Source organism: Pseudomonadota bacterium, from assembly GCA_016711215.1.
Classification (GTDB): Bacteria; Myxococcota_A; Polyangia.
On the sequence record JADJTL010000001.1, the window covers coordinates 582,561 to 598,154 of the forward strand.

Below are 15,594 nucleotides of genomic sequence, written 5' to 3' on the forward strand. Positions count from 1 at the left end.
GCTTTGCAAAAGCTGCATTCTCGAATACTCTCGTTCTACGGCCTATAACGCAGGAGGTGCCTCATGTCAGCGCGTCACTTCGGCTCGGTAGGGAAAGGGCGTGGCCGGTTGGGGGTGGGGCGGGGGGGGGCTTTGGGGGCGTTGGGGGTGGTGGGGGCGTTGGTGGCGTTGGTGGGGCTGGCGGGGCTGGCGGGGTGCGAGACGCTGGCGGATGACAGCAGCCTGACGCCGCCGCCGGCGGTGCGGTCGCAGGCGGCGAGCAGCAACGCGATGAACGCGATGAACGCGATGAACGCGATGAACGCGATGAACGCGATGAACGCGATGAACGCGATGAACGCGATGAACGCGATGAACGCGATGAACGCGATGAACGCGATGAACGCGATGAACGCGATGAACGCGATGAACGCGATGAACGCGATGAACGCGATGAACGCGATGAACGCGATGAACGCGATGAACGCGATGAACGCGATGAACGCGCTCAACGTCGGCGACCTGCGCATCCCCTCGACGACGCTGACGGACCTCTCGAAGTACACCTTCAACCAGGCCGAGGTGCTCTGCCCGGCGACGCGGCTGGGGCCGCTGACGGTGGCGGGGCAGAGCGCCAACGTGGTGCTGCCGCGCTGGTTGGTGCTCAAGAGCCAGTTCGAGCGCGTGCGCGAGGCCTGCTGCGCGAGCCCGCCCTGCGGCACGAGCTGCGCGCCGCTGACGGTGGCGATCGACGAGGACCTGGACGCCAACGGCAGCTTCAACCCGGCGGGGGGCGTGGACCAGACGGTGACCTACGAGGTCTTCAGCGGCATCGCGCTGGCGTGCGCGGACAAGGCCTACCGGCCCTTCCTGCTCCATCCGATCAGCGGCCCCGAGGTGCAGGCGCTGGACGCGGCGGGCAAGATCCCGACCTTCACGACCTACTTCCGCTATATGTGCATCCAGAGCTGGGATGAGACGCAGCACAAGGCCGTCTACCGCTGCGGCAAGGGCCGGGTGGCCGATGGCATCAGCGGCTACGCGGTGAAGGCGGGCACCAACTCCCCGCGACCGGTCTACCTGTCGAGCCTGACCTGGGGCGGCAACGTCTGGGATAAGCACTTCCAGTTCCTCAACGCGCACCTGGCCTCGATCGTCGAGAGCAAGCAGGGCACGGTGCCGGTTTCGGGCTACGCGCTCGACTACGCCTGGAACCTCAACCCGCGCGATGTCCACGCGGGCACCTCGACCAAGAAGGAGGCCGACTACCTGGCCGCCGTGGCGCTGAAGACGGCGACGAGCCGCAGCGGCGTGGCCGTCAGCCCCTACAACCGCGCCAACCTGACGGGCGGCCAGAGCTTCAGCGCCAATGAGCTGAACCAGGGCGAGACGGGCTACCGGACCTATCCCGACCTGGCCTCGAAGGGCACCCTCAACGGCATCGCCATCGACCTCAAGGTCTCCCCCTGGTACACGCAGAACTGCAAATGGGCCTCGGACTGGGGCCTGCCCGAGCTGACGCCGCAGTCGGTCGCCGGCGCCTCGGTCTTCCCGATCGGCAGCGCCAGCAACCAGGCCCTGCTCGGCCTCAACATCGGCGACACCACCCCGCGCCGCTGCCCCAGCTTCGCCACCTGCGAGCCCGGCCAGAGCTGCTGCATCGGCAAGTTCGCAATGGGCTGGGCGCATTCCTGCGCGATCCGCACCGACGCTACCGTCTGGTGCTGGGGCGGCAACTCGAAGGGACAGCTAGGACCAGGCAGCGCGGCCGACGGTGTTCCGGTCGCGACCCCGGTCCTGGTCGGCCCGGGCGGAGCCTCGTTGAGTGGTGCGATCGACGTCGCTGTCGGCGTTGAGCATAGCTGCGCCCGCCGCAGTGACGGCAGCGTGTGGTGCTGGGGCTCGGGCGTGGGCGGCCAGCTTGGCCATGGCTCACTGAGCTCCAGCGCGAGCCCCGTGCGCGTCGTTGGCCTCGACGGATCCGCTGTGGAAGAGCTTGGCGTGGGCGACAGCCACAGCTGCGCCCGGCGCACGGACGGCAGCGTCTACTGTTGGGGCAGCAATCTCTACGGTCAGCTCGGGAACGGCTCGACCAGCAACTCGACGGTCGCCCAGCGCGTGCAAGCGCTGGGCACGGCGGCGGTCGAGCTGGTCGCAGGAGGTGGTCGTGCCTGCGCGCGGCTGGCCGACGGGACGCTTTGGTGCTGGGGTGAGAATTACTACGGCCAGCTCGGCGACGGGACGACCGTCTCGCGCTCGCTGCCGACGCAGATCACGGCCCACGGTACCGATGCTGCCGGGGTTGCCTTGGGGATGTATGGGACCTTCGTGCGGCGTAAGGACGGGACGCTCTGGGCGTCCGGGTCCCACTTCCTTGGCGCGCTGGGCATCGGCTCGGCCTCAGGGGGGCCCAACCCCGTGCTCGTCACCGCGCTCGGCACGAGCGTGACCGATGTTGTGGCTGGGATGTTTCATGGCTGCGCCCGGAAGAGCGATGGCACCGTCTGGTGCTGGGGCTACAATGCCCAGGGCCAGCTCGGCGATGGCACTTGGACGCAACGTACCCTTCCCAAGCAGGTCACTGCGCTGGGGACCACGACGGCGGCGCTCGCCGCGGGGTCGTCCTCGAGCTGTGCGCGCCGCAGTGACGGCAAGCTCTGGTGCTGGGGATCCAACGGTGCGGGCCAACTTGGGAACTACCTGAGCACGAGCACCCCGCGCCCCGCGCTCGGCCTTCAGTGCGAATGCGGCGATGGGGTCTGTAGTCGCAGCGAAACCAAGGCGACCTGCTCGGTGGACTGCCGGCAAGAGAGCTGCGGCGACGGTCAGTGCACGGGCGGCGAGACGCCCTCGGTCTGCTCGCGGGACTGTGCCGCGGCCCCCAGCTACACGGGACTGTCGGTGGGATTGATGCATACCTGCGCCAACCGCAATGATGGCAGCCTCTGGTGCTGGGGAAGCGGCTCCCTCGGTGGCACTGCGACGGAGGGGCGCGCCAGTCCCGTGCTGGTCACGAGCTTTGGTACGGGCGCCGTGGCGTTGCAGGAGGGTGGCAACCGGGGTTGTGCGCGGCGCGCGAATGGTACCCTCTGGTGCTGGGGGCGCGGCGCGTTGAGCGGCACTGGGGCGACACAGGTGGGCGATGGGACGTCGCTGGCCCGCACCATGCCGGTCGCCATCACGGCCCTCGGCACGACGGTGGCTGAGGTCGCCGTAGGAAACTACGGTTACTGTGCGCGCCGCACCGATAAGAGCCTCTGGTGCTGGGACGACAACGCACCGGAGGGGCCGGCGGCCAGCGGATGGAAAGTGAGTCAAGTGGCGGCGCTGGGTACGACTGTTGCCGAGGTTGCGGTTGGGGCGAGTCATACTTGCGCGCGGCGCGTGGACGGCAGCCTTTGGTGCTGGGGGACAAATGGCAATGGCGCGCTCGGCGATGGCACGCTGACCACGCGCTACGTGCCCATGCCGGTCACCGCGCTCGGGACCTCGGTGGCGGGGGTCGTCGCCGGCTTCGAGTACACCTGCGCTCGTCGCACGGACGGCACTGCCTGGTGCTGGGGGCAAAATGGCGTCGGGCAGCTTGGCGACGGCACAACGACCGGGCGCATCATTCCCACGCGCGTGACGGCGCTGGGCACCTCCGTGGCCCAGCTCGCGGCCGGCTATTGGCAAAGCGTCTGCGCGCGCCGTACCGACGGCAGTCTCTGGTGCTGGGGCTACAACCCCGGCGGTCTGCTCGGTGACGGCGCCACCAACTACTATAGCGCTACGCCGGTGCACCTCGCCGCGCTCGGCACCTCTGTGATCGACGTCGGCGTTGGCTGGTTCCACGCCTGTGCTCGCCGTGTGGACGGCAGCGTGTGGTGCTGGGGTGATAACGGCAACGCGCAGCTCGGCACCGACGCGACGTTTGCCCCCACGTCCTCCGCGCCGCTGCCCTTGGCGCGCTGCGGCGACGGCATCTGCTCGCTGCCCGAGCGGCAGAGCGGGGGCTGCGCCGCGGACTGCGCGGCGACCTGCGGCGATTGTGTGTGTGATGGCGTGCTCGAGGACGCCGATAGCTGCCCGGCCGACTGCGTGGCGGGCAATACCTGCACGCCCGGCACCTGCGGCAACGGCAAATGCGACGCGACCGAGAATTGCCAGCTCTGCGCCACCGACTGCGGCAGCTGCTACCCCTTTTAGGGTGCTGCTGGGTCGTCGAGTGGGTCGTCGAGTCGCCAAGGACCGCCGCTGCGATTAGAATCTGCGCCGTGGGGAACCCTCGGCGCAGACAGGTCCTGCTCGGCTCGCTGGTGCTCTTCGGCGCGCTCGCCGCTTGCGGTCACGGCGGCGGCGCTGACCGCAAGCCTGCAGCCCTGCCCAGTCCGCCGCCCGCGCTGCTGATCGAGAACCAGCGCCTCCCGAACGCGGTGATCATCCGTGACGGGAGTTTTCCCTCGGCTCAGCGGCTGGCCCAGGAGCGCGATCGACTGTGTGCGGGCGATGCCGCGCCGGTCGTCTTCCTCCAGGTCGTGCTCGGCGCCGAGTGGCATTACTACTTCCTCTGCAACCAGCGGGACGCCGTCCGGGCGATGAGCCGCGCGGGTGAGCAGCAGCTCAGCGCCTGGCTCGACGGGATCGAGCGGCGCGCGGGTCGCGAGCGCGGGGGCTGCCAGCCCGGGGCGCGCGGCGAGCTCTTCTCGACGACCCATCCGAGCGGCACGAGCGTGGTCGTCGATTGCGACGGCACGGTCGTGCTGCGCTTCGCGGACGGCGGTCGCAAGACGCTGCAGGTCGGGCAGCCGGGCGGGGCGCCGGGCGGTGGCCCCGCGACGCCTGCCGCGGCGGCGCAGCCGGCCGCACCGCCGGCGCCCACCGTGCCGCCGCGCGAGGCGCCAGCGCCGCGGTCGGCACGCTGCGCGCCGTGTCCCAGGTCGAGCTGCGAGCCGGACTTGGCCGCCTGCCCGCCGCCGCCGGCGTGCCCGGCCTGCCCTGCCTGTCCGGCCTGTCCGGCGTCGCCATCCCCGCAGCGGGGCGCGTCTGGCCGCGGCGCGGAGGGCTCCTCGGCCGCCCTGCGTGCTGCCCGCCTGGCTGCCGTGCTGCAGGGGCGCCGTCAGGCCTGCGACGCGCTCTGCCCGGCGCTCTTCAAGCGCTGTCGCAAGCAATCTCCGCGTGGTCAGTTTTGCTTCGAGCTTAGCGAGTTCTGCGCGACCCTGCCCGGCGTTTGCTTGCAGCGCTGAGCTAGGGCGCGGGCGCCTCCGGCCGCGCCGCCTCCACCCGGGGCAGGCCGTAGCGATGGGGGCAGCGGCCCTTGGTGGCGCCGAACCAGCGGCAGATCAGGTCGACGGCGGGTTTGCCCCGCGGCGTGTACTCGCGACTGCGCGGGCCGCCCCAGCCGAACCAGTTCCAAACATAGAGGCCGCGCAGGAAGGTGGCGTCGCGCCAGACCTGACCAAAGGCGGCGAAGGCCGCCGCTTGCGCGCCCAGATCGGCCTGGCCCTGGACGGCCTCCTCCCAGGGGCGCGCGGCGCAGGCCGTGCTGCTGTGATAGCCGAGCTCGGTGAAGATCAGCGGTTTGCGCATCCGGGTCCACCAGCGCTCGAGTCGGACGCGCTCCTCGCGCCAAGCGTGAACCAGGCGCTCGTGGTTCGGTGGGGGCTCGCTCTCGCCGACGAGCGGGAAGTAGGCCGAGATGCCCATCACATCGACCAGGGGCCAGAGGGCGACGCGGTCGTAGCCGAGCCAGTTGGCGGAATAGACGAGCTGCCCGCGATAGGCGCGCCGCAGGGCGGCCACCAGGGGGATCCAGGGTCGCGCGTCCTGATCGAGGGAGTGCAGCTCGCTGCCGATCGCCAGGCCGGCCACCCGCTGGCGCGCGGCGACTCGGGCCAGTCGCAGCAGTAGCCGCGTGTAGCTCTGCCACCAGCGCCGAGGGTCGCGGGGCGCCAGCGTTCCGCGCCATTCGTCGATCGTCGCCTGGTAGCTCAGGCGAAGGATCGGAAAGAGCAGCACGGCCAAGCCGTGCCGATGGGCCTGGGCGATCGAGCGCAGGATCGCCGCGTCGCTCGGCGTGAAGCGCGGGTGCGGCGCGATCGTCACGCTGTGCCAGTCATGCTGGTAGTAGGGCAGCACGATGGCGACGTGGGTCGCACCGGTCGCGGCGATCTCGGCGAGCAAGGGGCCGTAGTCGTAGTCCGGCTCCTCGGCGAAGAGGCCGAGGGCGATGCCGCGCTGCTGCCAATGCGGGATCTCGGGCGCCGGGGCGGCCGCGGGCGCTGGCCGAGGTGCTGAAGGGCGGGTCGCGCGTGTCGGCTCAGGTTGCGCCGCCGTGCTGGTCGGAGCGCTAAGCAGCCCGATCAGGCAGCACCGCAAGAGCAGCCGCCGGGAAGACCGATCGAGGAGGCGCCGGGGCACGGCCTGGAAGGCAGGGGCTCAGTGGCCGTCGTTGGCGGGAAGGGCGTCGGATGCACCCGCATCGCTGGCGACGGCGGCGTCGATCGGCTGCGCGTCGGCGCGGCCGCGATCAGCGACGCTGCCATCGGCGCGCCCCGCATCGCGCGTCGTTTCGGCGGCGCCGTCGACCCGCAGCCCGGCGCCCAGGTCGCTGCCGGCGTCGCGGACGGCGCCAGCGCCATCCGACACGCTGGCGTCGCGCGTCAGCTCGCAGCTCTCAGGACGGGTGCAGATGCCGCCGATGATCAGGCTCTCCGGGTCGTCGCGGCGGCAGCAGCGCAGCGCGTCGCCGCAGTCGTCGTCGACCTGGCAGCGATCGTTTTCGCCTTGCTTGCAGCCCAGGGACGCCAGGGCGCTCAGCGCGACGACCGCAAGCAGTGTTCCGCGCCGACGAGTTCCGTGCCGCATCGCCATAATGCCCATCCTTCGCTACTTGTGGTCGTTCTTGTGGTCGTTCTTGTGGTCGTTCTTGTGGTCGTTCTTGTGGTCGTTACTTGGGCTCGCTCGCGCCCTCGCTGGTCAGCGCGCTGAACGAGACATCGACGATTTCGTAGTCGCGCGGACCGCCGGGCGCCCGGACCGTGACCTCATCGCCGATGGTGTGGTTGATCAGCGCGCGAGCCAGGGGCGAGCTGATCGAGATCAGGCCCTGCTTGGCATCCGATTCGTCCTCGCCGACGATGGTGTAGACGGCCTGCTCGCCGCTCTCCGAGTCCTCGACCTTGACCGTGGCGCCGAAGACGACGCGTTCGCCCGAGAGCTTGGCCGGATCGATCACGTTCGAGAGCGCGAGCTTCGATTCGAGATCGCGGATGCGCCCTTCGAGGAACCCCTGGCGCTCCTTGGCGGCGTGGTACTCGGCGTTCTCCGAGAGATCGCCGAGCTCGCGCGCGACCAGGATGATCTCCGAGAGGCGCGGCCGCTCGGCCTTGCACTGGCGCAGGTCTTCCTTGAGGCGCGCGTAGCCGCGGGGGGTCATGGGCACCTTCATCGCGTCGGCTCCTTCTTCGGCCGAATGCGGCCCTTGCCGTCGATGACGTAGTCGTCGGGGAGCTGCTGCTCGATCGTGCCCCGATGACCCTTGACGGTCCACTCGGTAGCCACGAAGCCCTGGAGGATGCGGTTCTTCAGCCGACGGCTCTCCTCCTCGGGATCGATCAAGAGCGCGAGCAGGGGCTCGCGGGCGACCGCCTCGTTGCCGCGCGCGATCAGCCCCTCGACGGTGACGAAGCGAACGGTCTCGTCGTGATCTTGCAGGAAGGGGACGATCGCGGCAGGCACGCGGGGGTCGTCGAAGGCACCGAGACACGCGATCAGCTGAACCTTGCGCGAGGGATCACGCTCATAGCCGGGCTCGTAGCGCGCGAGCACCTCGGCCAGGACCTCCCACTTCTGCTGAGGCGAGCAGGCCTCGCCGAGCAGGCGCAGCCCCCAAGAGAGCGAGGGCGAGCTGCTCAGGTGGAGCCGCAGCGCGGGAAGCACGCGCTCGCCGAGCGAGAGCAGCCCCTCGAAGACGTAATCCTTTTCGTCCTCGTCGCTGACGAGGTTGGTGTCGTAGTTGAAACTGAAGCGGCGCAGCAGGCCCTCGATGGCCTGATCGCTGCCGTCATCGAAGAGCCGCTGCAGCGCCGGCTGACGATCGTCGGGCTTGATGCGTGGGTTGCCAGCCTTGGCGATCGCGCGCTGCAGCGAGCGCGCCCGTCGTTCGTCGCGATTGAAGAGGGATTTCAGCACGGTGTCATTGCTCGCGTCGGGCGAAAGGGCGCCTCTACCGGTCTCGGTCGGCGGCAGTGTGCCCCCGGAGGCGCAAAGCGGTCAATAGCGCGGCGCGAGCGCGGCGCGCCGTGCGGCGACGGCAGCGACCCAGGGGGCGTAGAGGCGGGCGGCCGCGTCCTGCAGCGTGGCCACGCGACGGGGCAGGTCGATCGTCATCGCTTCGGGCGTCTGCACCGTGCTGGTCGCGCTCGCGGGGGCGTCGCTCCCCGCGGCCCACTGCTCGACCATCGCGGTCGTCATCTCGACATGGCATTGCAGTCCGAGAGTCGTGCTGCCGATCGCGAAGCCCTGATGGGTGCAGTGGGCGCCGCGCAGCAGCAGCGCCGCGCCTACCGGCAGGGAAAAGGTCTCGCCATGCCAATGAAACGCGACGAAGCGCGCGGGCACCGTGTCGCGCCAGGCGCTGGTCTCGGCGCTGTCGACGCGCTCGACCTCGAACCAGCCGATCTCGGGCGCGTCGTGACGCGTGACGCGACCGCCGAGCGCGAGGCTGATCAGTTGTCCCCCGAGGCAGTGACCGAGCACGGGTACCCCGGCGCCGACGGCCTCGCGGATCAGCCGCAGCTCGGCCGCGATCCAGGGCAGTCGATCGTTGGCGCTCATCGGGCCGCCCATGAAGACCAGGCCGGCGACGTCGTCCCAGCGGGCGGGGACCTCCGCGCCTGCATCGACGCAGATCAGCTCGAGGGGGAGGCCTTGGGCTGCCAGCACCTCGGCGAGGAAGCCCGGACCCTCGTTGGGATGATGGCGGAACACGCGGACGGGTAGCATCGGTGACTCCTGGCGCGCGGCTGAGGGCGAAGGTCGGAAGGCGCGGTCTAGTCTGTTGCGGTCTGGTGTCGCGCTCGCGCCCGCGGATCAGTATACTCCGCGGCGCGCGTGCCGCCGAGCCAACCGTTGGCGCGTGATGATGACCATGGCGAAGCTACAGCACGTGCGCAACATCGGTGTCGTCGCCCACATTGACGCGGGCAAGACGACGGTTACCGAGCGGTTCCTCTACTACTCGGGTCGGATCCATAAGATCGGCGAGGTGCACGACGGCGCGGCCCAGATGGACTGGATGCCGCAAGAGCAAGAGCGCGGGATCACGATCACGGCCGCGGCGACGGTGCTGCAGTGGCAGGGGCACGAGCTGCACCTGATCGACACGCCGGGGCATGTCGACTTCACGATCGAGGTCGAGCGTAGCCTCCGCGTGCTCGACGGCGTGGTCGTCGTGTTCTGCGCCGTCGGTGGCGTCGAGCCGCAGTCGGAGACGGTCTGGATGCAGGCCGAGAAGTTCCACGTTCCGCGCATCGCCTTCATCAATAAGCTGGATCGCGTGGGGGCCGACTTCGAGGCGGTGCTGCGCGAGATGCGTGAGCGCTTGGGGGCGCGCCCGGTGCCCCTGCAGCTGCCGATCGGCGCCGAGGACAGCTTCACGGGCGTCGTCGATCTGATCAGCGAGAAGGCGCTGTTGTGGCGGGCGCGCACGGAGGATCAAGAGCCCGAGGAGGCGCCGGTGCCGGCCGAGCTGCTGCCGGCGGTGGCCGAGGCGCGTGAGCTGCTGATTGAGGCGGCGGCGGACTTCGATGAGGTGCTGGCCGAGAGCTACGTCGAGGGTCTGCCGATCGCCGCTGATCGGCTGCGCGAGGCGTTGCGTCGCGGTTGCCTCGCCAACGCCCTGGTGCCGGTGCTCTATGGGGCGGCGCTGCGCAACCGCGGCATCCAGCCGCTGCTCGACGCGGTCGTGCACTACTTGCCCTCGCCGCTCGACCGGCCCGCGGCGCTCGGGGTGCGCCCCGGCGCTGAGGAGGTCATCGAGCGCCCCGCCGAACGCAAGGCGCCCTTCGCCGCGCTGGCCTTCAAGGTGCAGATGGAGCAGGGCCGCAAGTCGGTCTATCTGCGCGTCTACTCGGGCGTGCTGCGCGCCGGTGACGACGTGCTCAACGCGCGCCTGGGTAAGAAGGAGAAGGTCGCGCGCTTGTTTCAGCTGCACGCCAACCGGCGTGAGCGCATCGACGAGGCCGGGCCCGGCAGCATCGTCGCGGCGATGGGGCTCAAGCTGACCGGCACGGGCGACACGCTCTGTGATCCGCAGCAGCCGATCCTGCTCGAGCGCATCGACACCTACGAGCCCGTGATCTCGCGCGCGATCGAGGCGCGCACGCTCGCGGAGAAGGAGCGGCTCGACTTCGCCTTGACCAAGCTCGCGGACGAGGATCCGACCTTCAACGCGGCGGAGGACCCCGAAACCGGCCAGACCTTGATCAGCGGCATGGGCGAGCTGCACCTCGACATCATCATCGACCGCCTGGTGCGCGAGTACAACGTCGAGGCGCGGCTCGGCAAACCGCAGGTCGTGTATCGGGAGACCGTGCAGCGCGCGGCCGAGGCCGAGCATGCGTTCGAGCGCCGCGTCGACGATGCGCCCGTCTTTGGCCACGCGCGCGTGCGCGTCGAGCCGCAGCCGCGGGGTGCCGGCGTCTCCTTCGCCAACGAGCTGCCGCCGCGCGACCCACCGCTGCCCGCTGCCCTCGTGGCCGCGGCGATGGACGGCTTGCGCGACGCGTCGGTGGCGGGGGTGGGCGGTGGTTACCCGCTCGTCGATCTCCGTGTCAGCCTGCTGGGGGCCCAAACGCGTGAGGGTAGCCCGCACGAGATGGCCTATCGCGTGGCGGCAGCGGAGGCCTTTCGCCGTGCCTGCCACGAGGCCTCGCCCCTGCTGCTCGAGCCGGTGATGGCCGTCGAGGTCGTGGTCCCCGAGGACTTCATGGGCGAGGTCATCGGGGACCTGAACGGTCGCGGTGGCCAGATCGAGGACGTCGGCTTTCGCGGCGGCAAGCGCCTGGTACGGGCGCAGGTGCCGATGCGACGGATGTTCGGATATTCCACGGATGTGCGATCGCTGACGCAGGGTCGGGCCAGCTTCAACATGCGCTTCGCGCGCTTCGACGCGGCCCGCGGCGCGGCTGCACCCTGAACGACGCGCGAGGCGCGCGCTAGCGTAGGGTCAGCAGCAGGCTCCCCGTCGCGGCAGCGGCGACGCCCGTGCCGAGCAGGGTCCAGCCCAGCGTCGCGGTGCGGCGTTCGCCGCGGCAGACCTCGCCGAAGGTGCGACCCGCGCTGCAGTCCACCGCGTTGCCGTCGACCAGCAGCAGGGCCACCCCACCGACGATGGCGGCGACGCCGGTGACGACGGCGCTCCAGCCGCTGGTGCGTCTCCAAGGCGGCAGGACACCGGGGGCGGCGTCGGCCGCGTCGGCGCTGCTGGCGGCGGCCGAGGGCAAGAGGACCAGCGAGAGCGCGAGGCGCTCGCCGGCGGTGCTCGTGATCGTGCGCCGCTCCGAGAGATGGCCCGCGGCCCGCGCCTCGAGGCGATGCGGGCCCGCCGCGAGCGAGAGCGTCTGTGGCGCGCGCCCGACCGGGCGATCGTCGACGACGAGCTCGGCTGCAGCCGGCTGGGTCGTGATGACCAGGGTCGCCGGCGCCTCACGCTCGACACGTTGGCGGGCGACGAGCTCAGAGGCTGCCAAGTCCATCGTCTCGGCGGCGGCGCTGATGCCGCAGACGTCGCAGCGACGCTCCAGCTCACTGACCGTGCGCCCGGTCCGGCCGTCGGCCAGCCAGAGGCTGATCTGATAGTCGTCGTAGCGCACCGCCACGCGCCCGCCGGCGACGAAGCGGGCGCTGAGCTGGCTCGCCAGCCCCTGGCGGCAGGCGGGGCCGCAGCCCCCGGAAGAGGGCAAAGGCATCTTCGCCAGGCTGCCGCCGACGACCGTCATGCCCGCGGCGGTGACGCCCAACGAGAGGCGCTGGTCGAGCACCTGCAGCGCGCGGGAGGCAAGCTGTCCATTGACGTCGAGCGGCAGGACGGCCACGCGTGGCTGCCCCAGCGCGGTCTGCGGGGCGGCGCCGACGAGCGCGAGAGTCAGCGCGATGGCGAGCAGCGGCGCGGCTGAGCAGCAGCGCGACGGGGACAGCTCGAAGGCAAGCGGGCGCGACACGGCCGCAGTCTAACCGCAACGCGGTTGCTGGCGCTACTCCGCTCCCGCGCGGTTGGGCTCGGCCCGCGCGAGCCGCTGGGAGGCCACGCGGTTGCCCGGATCGAGCCGCTGAGCCTGACGCCAGGCGGCGATGGCTTCGTTGCGGCGCTGGAGCTGGAGGTAGGCGTCGCCGAGCAGCAGGTGCGCGCGGACCAGCCGCGGGTCTACCGCCAGCGCCTGGCGCGCGGCGCGCACCGCGTCGACGTACCTCCCGTGCTGAAAGGCGACGGCGGCCAGGCCCGCGTAGGCCGGCGCCGTCAGCGCGTCGGCGGCGATGGCGTTGCGAAAGGCCTCGTCGGCGGCGCGGAGCTGAAGCTGCGCCAGCAGCACCTCGCCGCGCGCGACGAGGTCCGCGGCCCGGGCAGCCAGCGCAGGTTGGCCCGAGGCCGAGAGGTCGGCGGGCGCCGGTGCCGGGCGCGGCCGCGTCGCGACCCGCGGCGTAGCGCTGGTGGTGGAATCCCCGAGCGCCGCTGCCGCCCCGCCCGCGCCTGCTCGGGCGGGCGCCTCTGCGGGCGGCGCGGGCGCTGCTACGCCGGGCGCGGCCGCGCTCGCCGGCGGGGTTGCGCTCGGGGAGGGCAGCCCGGTGGTCGTCAGCGTGGTCGCGGCGCGGACGCGCGCTTGCTCGCGCGGTGCGCGGCGGGCCGGCGAGCCGAAATAGCCCAGCGCGAGCCCCGCCAGCACCGTCAGGGCGGTGGCAGCGAAGGCGAGCATCGCCCGCCGCCGCCCGCGCAGCAGGGGGACGCGGTCGACCGGTGTCGAGGGACGGCGGTCGCGGACGTGCTCCGGCAGCGGGAGGTCGTCCCATGGCGAGGCGATCCCCGCCTGGCGTTGCGCACGGACGAGGTCGGCTTCGAAGTCCGCTGCCGAGGGGTGGCGGGCCGCCGGATCCCGCTCGAGGGCGCGATGCACCACGCGCTCGAGGGGCGGTGGTAGGTCGCGCCCGCCCTTGCGACTGCGCAGCGCCGGCGCCGGCGATCCGCGCAGCTGAGCCTGGTAGGTCTCGACGGTTTCGCCGGCATAGGGCAGCTCGCCGCAGAGCGTCTCGTAGAGCGTGGCGCCGAGCGCCCAGATGTCGATCGCGGTGCTCGGTTTGGCGCGCACGAGCTGCTCTGGCGCCATGTAGCCTGGCGTGCCCACGCGCTCGCCGCGCTCGTCCTCGGCGAAGGCCATCACGCCGAAGTCGAGCACCTTGACGAAATCTGCGCGGCCGTCCTTCTCGATCAGCATCACGTTCTCGGGCTTGAGGTCACGGTGGATGATGCCGTGCTCATGCGCGGCCTGCACCGCGCGCGTGATCTGTCTGAAGATGCCGATCGCCTCACCGGCGGGCAGCCGGCTCAGCCGGTCCAGGCGCGCCGCGAGCGTTTCGCCGCGCAGGAGCTCCATCGCAAAGAAGAAGCGGCCATCGTCGAGCTCGCCGAAGTCGATGACGTCGACGATGTTGGGGTGCCCGATGCGCCCACAGGTACGCGCCTCGAGCCGGAACTGCGCGATCGCGTCGGACTGCAGGGCCAGCTCGGGCGCCAGGATCTTCAGCGCCGCCTGGCGGTCGAGGTCGATGTGCTGTGCGGCGATGACCTCGGCGCCGCCGCCGTGCCCCAGCGCGCGTACCATGCGGTAGCGGGTGCCAGGAATACGCGCGCCGGGCTTCAGCGGCTTGATGGGACCGCGCGGGCGATCCGCCAGTCCGCTCCGGCCGAGGCTGAGGGTCCGGTGGGCCACCGGGTTCGCCCGCACCGTCAGCGCGCGCCGCATCAAGGTCTCGGCGAGTTGATGCGTCTGGCCGATCAGCTTGGGGTAGCGGCGCAGCAGCAGGCCAGCGACGGCGCCCGTGCCGAAGTCGGGGGCGAGGCGGCGCAGGCTCGCGACGAGGCGCGCGCGCGCCTGCTCGAGCGTGCCCGGGCGCGCCTCGCGATCGATCAGCAGCATCTGGGCGACGAGACGGATGATGTCGCTGGGGACGTCGGGGCGCGTCAGCAGCGGCGCATGCCAACTGCCGTCGAGGACGCCGCGGATGTAGCCCTCGGCGTCGGCGGTCAGCAGGCGCTGACCGGCAAAGAGCTCCCACAACACGAGGCCGACGCTGAAGACCTCGGCGCGCCCGTCGAGGGGCTGCTGCAGCACGCGCTCGGGCGCCGCGTAGCCGGGTGCCGCGAGCACGTCGGCGAGCCGCTGCTGCGCGATACGCAGGGCGCCACAGGAGCCGAGGGCGATCACCTTGACCACGCCGTCGAAGGAGAGCATGGCCTCGAGCGGCCAGGCGCGGTCGGGGGCCAGCTCGGCGCTTTGAAACTGCTCCCGGCGCCGAAGCTGGAGGTAGCCGATGGCCTCGCAGAGCTCGATTCCGACGTGCAACGCCAGCTCACAGGGCAGCGAGCCGCGGTGCGCGACGTCGTCGATGAGCCTTCCGAGGTGGATGCCGTCGACCAACTCCATCGCGACGAAGGGCTGGCCCTCGACGCTGCCGACCTCGAGGACCTGCACCAGGCCACCGTGAATCAGCCGCAGGAGCAGCGGCGCATCATCGCGAAAGCGATCGTTGAACTCGGGCAGCGTGGCCAGCTCGGGACGGATGCGCTTGATCGCGCAGGGGCGGGGGAAATCCCCCGTCGTTTGCGCAGCGAGGACGTCCGCCACCTCGCTGTGGGCGAGCGGCTGGTGTAAGAGATAGCCACCGAAGAGTTCGGGAAGGGCCATAGTGTCGACCGAAACGGCGGCCAGTGTAGCGCAAGTCGCGCGGGCTGGCCCGAAACCTCATCGCCTGCAGGGTCAGCGCAGCTCCCGCGGCCGCCCGCGGGGTGGAGGACTCCGATGGTCGCGAAGGGAATGCCGGCGCCCGACTTCACGCTGCCCGACAGCGCGGGGCGGCTGCGATCGCTCGCGGAGCTGCTGGCCGCGGGGCCGCTCCTGCTCTACTTCTATCCGGCTGACTTCACACCTGGTTGCACCCGCGAGGCGTGCTCTTTTCGAGATCGCTATGGGGACCTCCAGGGCGTCGGCCTCGGCCTGGCGGGCGTCAGTCCGCAGGCTCCCGGGAGTCACGAACGGTTCCGCGCGCGCCACGGCCTGCCTTTTGTCTTGCTCGCCGACGAGGACAAGCGCGTCATCCGGCGCTACGGGGTGGACGGCCCGCTGGGCTGGGGGGTCCGGCGGGCGAGCTTCCTCATCGATCAGGCGGGCCTCGTGATCGACAGTGTGCGCGCCGACCTGCGAATTGAGCGCCACGTCGCCTTCGTGCAGGCCGCGGTCGACTGGGCCGGCAGCACGCCTTCGCCAGCCGGCGCTGGCCGGCGGGACCCGGGGCACCGGTGATCGAGCGCAGGGTCTCCTGTTGCTAGCGCAGGGTCTCCTTGCCAAGCGGGCCGCTAGCTCC

The 15,594-nt window shown here is 71.1% G+C and carries 11 protein-coding genes; 4 read left to right on the forward strand and 7 right to left on the reverse strand.

Annotated elements, in window-relative coordinates; genetic code table 11:
• Positions 1-63: 63 nt before the first annotated feature.
• Entirely contained in the window at positions 64-4,167 is a 4,104-nt protein-coding gene (locus tag IPL40_02305; protein ID MBK8479996.1) for a hypothetical protein, read from the forward strand.
• Positions 4,168-4,235: 68 nt separating this feature from the next.
• The gene (locus IPL40_02310; protein ID MBK8479997.1) at positions 4,236-5,204 is read left to right on the forward strand and encodes a hypothetical protein; all 969 of its coding nucleotides are present in this window, start codon (positions 4,236-4,238) and stop codon (positions 5,202-5,204) included.
• Position 5,205: 1 nt separating this feature from the next.
• On the opposite strand, the gene IPL40_02315 is transcribed toward IPL40_02310, so the two are convergent.
• The 5 genes from IPL40_02315 to IPL40_02335 all read right to left on the reverse strand — a co-directional run bounded on the left by IPL40_02315 (position 5,206) and on the right by IPL40_02335 (position 8,964).
• Positions 5,206-6,378 carry a hypothetical protein gene (locus IPL40_02315; protein ID MBK8479998.1) on the reverse strand — a complete coding sequence of 391 codons (1,173 nt, stop codon included), beginning with the start codon at positions 6,376-6,378 and terminating at the stop codon, positions 5,206-5,208.
• Between the two features lie 18 nt (positions 6,379-6,396).
• Positions 6,397-6,831 (reverse strand): hypothetical protein, encoded by a 435-nt coding sequence (locus IPL40_02320; GenBank protein ID MBK8479999.1) that lies wholly within the window; start codon positions 6,829-6,831, stop codon positions 6,397-6,399.
• Between the two features lie 76 nt (positions 6,832-6,907).
• Positions 6,908-7,396, reverse strand: coding sequence for a transcription elongation factor GreA (gene greA, locus IPL40_02325; protein MBK8480000.1), 489 nt, complete (start codon positions 7,394-7,396; stop codon positions 6,908-6,910).
• An 8-nt stretch (positions 7,397-7,404) separates the two neighbouring features.
• The gene (locus tag IPL40_02330) at positions 7,405-8,151 is read right to left on the reverse strand and encodes a HEAT repeat domain-containing protein (GenBank protein ID MBK8480001.1); all 747 of its coding nucleotides are present in this window, start codon (positions 8,149-8,151) and stop codon (positions 7,405-7,407) included.
• Between the two features lie 81 nt (positions 8,152-8,232).
• Entirely contained in the window at positions 8,233-8,964 is a 732-nt protein-coding gene (locus tag IPL40_02335) for a type 1 glutamine amidotransferase (protein ID MBK8480002.1), read from the reverse strand.
• A gap of 136 nt (positions 8,965-9,100) precedes the next feature.
• On the opposite strand from IPL40_02335, the gene fusA reads away from it, so the two are divergent.
• On the forward strand, positions 9,101-11,158 hold the full coding sequence (gene fusA / locus IPL40_02340; GenBank protein ID MBK8480003.1) for an elongation factor G: 2,058 nt from the start codon (positions 9,101-9,103) through the stop codon (positions 11,156-11,158).
• A 19-nt stretch (positions 11,159-11,177) separates the two neighbouring features.
• On the opposite strand, the gene IPL40_02345 is transcribed toward fusA, so the two are convergent.
• Together IPL40_02345 and IPL40_02350 are read right to left on the reverse strand one after the other, a co-directional pair.
• On the reverse strand, positions 11,178-12,182 hold the full coding sequence (locus IPL40_02345) for a PEGA domain-containing protein (protein MBK8480004.1): 1,005 nt from the start codon (positions 12,180-12,182) through the stop codon (positions 11,178-11,180).
• Positions 12,183-12,215: 33 nt separating this feature from the next.
• Complete coding sequence (locus IPL40_02350) at positions 12,216-14,918, reverse strand: protein kinase (protein MBK8480005.1); 2,703 nt, start codon at positions 14,916-14,918, stop codon at positions 12,216-12,218.
• Positions 14,919-15,032: 114 nt separating this feature from the next.
• On the opposite strand from IPL40_02350, the gene IPL40_02355 reads away from it, so the two are divergent.
• On the forward strand, positions 15,033-15,533 hold the full coding sequence (locus IPL40_02355; protein ID MBK8480006.1) for a peroxiredoxin: 501 nt from the start codon (positions 15,033-15,035) through the stop codon (positions 15,531-15,533).
• The last annotated feature ends 61 nt before the right edge of the window (positions 15,534-15,594 follow it).

Coding starts and splice junctions, on each gene's coding strand:
- IPL40_02305 (MBK8479996.1), top strand. CDS start 64: ATGTCAGCGCGTCACTTCGGCTCGGTAGGGAAAGGGCGTGGCCGGTTG.
- IPL40_02320 (MBK8479999.1), bottom strand. CDS start 6,831: ATGGCGATGCGGCACGGAACTCGTCGGCGCGGAACACTGCTTGCGGTC.
- greA (MBK8480000.1), bottom strand. CDS start 7,396: ATGACCCCCCGCGGCTACGCGCGCCTCAAGGAAGACCTGCGCCAGTGC.
- IPL40_02335 (MBK8480002.1), bottom strand. CDS start 8,964: ATGCTACCCGTCCGCGTGTTCCGCCATCATCCCAACGAGGGTCCGGGC.
- fusA (MBK8480003.1), top strand. CDS start 9,101: ATGATGACCATGGCGAAGCTACAGCACGTGCGCAACATCGGTGTCGTC.
- IPL40_02350 (MBK8480005.1), bottom strand. CDS start 14,918: ATGGCCCTTCCCGAACTCTTCGGTGGCTATCTCTTACACCAGCCGCTC.
- IPL40_02355 (MBK8480006.1), top strand. CDS start 15,033: ATGGTCGCGAAGGGAATGCCGGCGCCCGACTTCACGCTGCCCGACAGC.